Raw genomic sequence first — 3748 nt, 5'->3', positions numbered from 1 at the left:
CGCGGCAGCCGGGCGGCACTTCGACGGGGCGAACGTTGCCTGATGCGGCACTAGAGCTGGCGCACCGTCGCTGGAGCCGCCGCGCTGCGCCCCGGGGCCGGCCGCGGCTAGGGTGACGACCGTGGCCCGCTTCGTCCTGATCCGCCGTACGCCGCTGCCGCCCGCCGAGTGCTGGGAGCGGCTGACGGCCTGGCACCGGCACGGGGAGCGGGTGCCGTTCACCCGGGTCTCCGTGGTGCGCGGCACCGGCCGGGCGGCGGGCGATCTCGTCCTGGCCCGGACGGCCCTGGGACCGCTGCGCTTCGACGACCCGATGGAGCTCACCGGGCTGGTCGCCCCCGGCCCGGGGCGGGACGGGCGGTGCCTGCTGGTCAAACGCGGCCGGCCGGTGCGGGGCTGGGCCGAGCTGCGGGTCCGGGCGGCGGGCGGCGGCAGTGCGGCGGTCTGGACGGAGGAGCTGACGGTCGCCGGTGTGCCGCGACTGCTCGATCCCGTCCTCGCCCGGACGGGGCGCCTGGTCTTCGGCCGGGTGCTGGACCACCTGCTCGGCGCGTAGGCGGCCGGGCGGGAACGGGCACCCGCCGGGTCGTCGGGTACCTCTGCTTCCCGGCCCGTCAGGGCCGCGGCGGTGTCAGCGGGTGATGATGTCGAGGCCGGCGCGCACCCCGACGGTCGGGGAGATGTCGCCGGCGAGGTAGAGGGCGCGGCCGTCGGGGCCGAGGCTCAGGGTGGAGGTCAGTCCCACACTCGGCGGGTAAACCGCCTCGGCGGGGACGAGGGCGCCGGCCTCGGTGTCGTAGGAGAGGATCACGCTGGAGTAGTACGGGCCGGGCGGGAACGGCGTGCCCGGGCCCATGATGCCGGAGCTCTGGCTGACCACGTACAGGCGGCGCCCGTCCGGGCTGATCACGGGGGCCCGCAGGGATCCGTGCCCCGGCGCGAAGTGGAAGCCCGAGGTGACCGTGTCCGTCGCGGTGTCGACGATGTAGTCGGAATCGGAGCCGCCGATGCCGTACAGCGTGCTGCCGTCGGGACTGAGGACCGCGCTGCCGCCGGCCCCGTGGCCCTCGGTGAAGGTTCGGACGGTGGTGAGCGAGGTGGGGGTGGCGGCCAGGTGGACCAGGCCGGCCGCGGTGGTGACGTAGGCGTCCTGGCCGTTGGGGCGCAGGACGATCGAGCCGACACCGACGTCGGCGAGGTCGAGCGAGGCGGTGAACGCCCGGGCGGCGGCGGAGTAGGCGAGGACGCGGCCCGGCCGGGCGCCGTAGCGCTGCTGCGGCCCGCGCTGGGCGAGGTAGACGCCGGCGCCGTCGGGGGCGACCACGAGGGAGCCGACCGTGCCGGGCACGTACCCGTCGGGGCGCGGCTGGTCCGGGATCGGGACGTCGGCGACGACGGTGTCGTCGGCGGTGTCGACGGTGACCAGGCGGGAGGTTCCGACGGCCGCGTACAGCCGGGTGCCGTCCGGGCTGACGGCCAGCGAGCCGACGTAGGTCCACGGGGTCGTGGACAGGGTGAGTCGGGTGGTGATCGCGCCGGTCGCGGTGTCGACGACCTTGAGGACCGTCGTGCGGCCGCTGTCGTTGTCGATGACCCCGACATAGGCCTTGGCACCGTCGGGGGTGACGGCGGCGACCGGGGCCGACCACCCCACGGTGACGGTGCGGGCGGTCCCGGCGGTCACGGCGCTTCCCGCGGCCCCGGCGGTCACCGGTTGCGCCGCGGTGGCGGCCCCGGGCACGAGCGCCAGCAGCAGCCCCGCGCCGGCCGCCGCGCCCAGCCAACGGGCCCTTCTCATGAGCGATTTCACGAGTTCCTCCCCTTGTGCGCACGACGCGTTCGCATCGACGGCCGCCAGCGTACGAGGTGGCCGGAGCGTGCCGGGGCGGCCTCGGGGGAGCTGGGCGACAAACGCCGACCCGCGGTAGACACCGCGTCGAACGTTCCTACGGCACATGACAGGGCGCAGCACGCGCAAGCCCCTACGCCGGGACCGGCGCGCTTCGCGACTGCGCCGCGGGCGCCCGGCGTCGCCCTCTCCCCCGCTCGGCGTCGGCGGTGCGAGACTCCCCGTCCGGAGCGGTCGGCTCGTCGGTGGGGCGGCCGTTCCGTCCGGCCCCTTGCGGGGTCGAAGCGGCCTGCCCCGCCGACGGTGTCACGGACGGGTGATCAGACGGCCTGGAGGTAGAAGAGGTCCGGCTTGCTGTCCTGGACCACCTGGCGGATCTCGTCGCTGTGGTCCGAGGCGGCGACCCACTTGCCGGAGTGCTGGGCCTGCAGCGCGATCAGGTTGGTGCCCGCCACCTTCGTCACCCGGAACGACTGGTTCGCGGGGATGTCGTCGCCGCAGCCGACCGTCAGGATCCAGGTGCCGCTCTCCGTACCCCACCGGTCGACGGCCATGCACCAGCCGCGCCAGGCGTCCTGGAAGTACACCAGATCGCTCCCGTCGGAGGTGTGCTTGCGACAGACGCGCCACTTCTGGTTCGACTCGTTGCCCCAGAAGTACTGGATGATCGAGCCGTGGTTCCCGGAGGAGAGCGCGACGGTCAGCGGCCGGCTGTTGCCGGCGGTGTTGATGCGGTAGAGCCCGGGATCGCAGGAGTAGCTGCTCGCCGGATCGCCGGCGAGGGCGCCCGCCGACGCGGGGGCGGCCAGGGCCACGGGGGCGGCGGTGAACAGCAGGGCGCCGGCGGCGGCCACCGTGCCGAGGACGTTCAGCGGGCGGCGGGCGCGGGAGCGCTGACGGTGCGGGTGGGGCATCGTGGACTCGCTTTCGCAGTGGGCGGGCCGGGCGGGTTCGGTGGTTCTGGTCATCAGCAGACGAGCCGCGCACGGGCGGCCGCGCGCAGGGAACCGGGGGTCTCCGGGTGGGCACAGGAGACGGTGCCCAGCTCCGGGACGTCGAAGGTGGTGAAGGAGCCCGGGCCGTTCGGGCTGGTGTTGATCCAGTAGCCGGTACTGCCGGCGCGGGCGCAGACGTAGCGCACCCACTGACCGGTGACCTTCCGGGTGCCGCGGTAGAGGCCGTAGTAGCCGGGGCTGTTGAAGTTCACGGTCTCGCTGATGGTGGTGGTGCGGGTGGTCGACTGGGAGTCGGACACCGAGAATCCGACCTTGACGCTCACCTTGGCGAAGATCGCCTTGAATTCGGTGCCGATCTCGACGCTGGAGTTGACCGTGGTGCTCACCGAGGTGACCTCGCTGAGGGTCTTGGTGTAGCTGCCCGTGGTGCCCGGGACGATCGCGACCGCGAGGAAGTCGGTGATGGTCGGCTCGACCCGGGCCGAGACGATGTCGTCCCAGTAGACGTCACGGGCCGGGTCGCAGGTGGTGGTCGGCGGTACGGGATCGGCGTGCGCGGGCGCGGCGCCGAGGCCGAGCCCGGTCACCGCGACGAGCGCGGCGACCCCCGAGGTGACGACGGTGCGCCTGGTGCGCCTGGTGCGCGAACTCATGAGCATGCTCCTCCGGTGGAAGGGGTGCGCTGCGAGACGTCATGTGCATGACGTGAACCTCGTGAAGGAAATCTTCACGGTCGCGGCGGGGCCCCCTCCATCCCAGATTTCTGGGGGGCGCGTGGCGGGGCGCATTCGACCGGGGCACGGGTCAGAAGCGCCCCGCGCCGAGCATGATCCGCGCGATCAGCTCCTGGCGGCTGCCCACGCCGGTCTTGGTGAACACCGACTTCAGGTGGTCCTGCACCGTGTACGGCGTCATCGAGAGCAGGCGGGACACGTCCCGGGTG

Annotated in this window: 4 protein-coding genes; 1 reads left to right on the top strand and 3 read right to left on the bottom strand. The window is 73.6% G+C overall.

From position 1 onward, the window contains the following. Positions 1–121 precede the first annotated feature (121 nt). A complete protein-coding gene (locus ACFWJ4_RS41100) occupies positions 122–556 on the top strand; it encodes an SRPBCC family protein (RefSeq protein ID WP_380554449.1) in 435 nt (144 codons plus the stop codon). A 75-nt stretch (positions 557–631) separates the two neighbouring features. Here ACFWJ4_RS41100 and ACFWJ4_RS41095 read toward each other — a convergent pair whose 3' ends face one another. The 3 genes from ACFWJ4_RS41095 to ACFWJ4_RS41085 all read right to left on the bottom strand — a co-directional run bounded on the left by ACFWJ4_RS41095 (position 632) and on the right by ACFWJ4_RS41085 (position 3458). Beyond that, complete coding sequence (locus tag ACFWJ4_RS41095) at positions 632–1798, bottom strand: WD40 repeat domain-containing protein (RefSeq protein ID WP_380554446.1); 1167 nt, start codon at positions 1796–1798, stop codon at positions 632–634. A gap of 371 nt (positions 1799–2169) precedes the next feature. Continuing rightward, positions 2170–2817 carry an RICIN domain-containing protein gene (locus tag ACFWJ4_RS41090; protein ID WP_380554443.1) on the bottom strand — a complete coding sequence of 216 codons (648 nt, stop codon included), beginning with the start codon at positions 2815–2817 and terminating at the stop codon, positions 2170–2172. Further along, positions 2817–3458, bottom strand: coding sequence for a hypothetical protein (locus ACFWJ4_RS41085; RefSeq protein WP_380554440.1), 642 nt, complete (start codon positions 3456–3458; stop codon positions 2817–2819). Before ACFWJ4_RS41085 ends, ACFWJ4_RS41090 begins: the two co-directional genes overlap by 1 nt. Positions 3459–3748 lie beyond the last annotated feature (290 nt).

The sequence above is a fragment of the Kitasatospora sp. NPDC127067 genome (assembly GCF_042724755.1).
Classification (GTDB): Bacteria; Actinomycetota; Actinomycetes; order Streptomycetales; family Streptomycetaceae; genus Kitasatospora; species Kitasatospora lactacystinica.
Note: the sequence above shows the minus strand (reverse complement) of the source record. Positions and strands in the feature narration are given on the sequence as shown.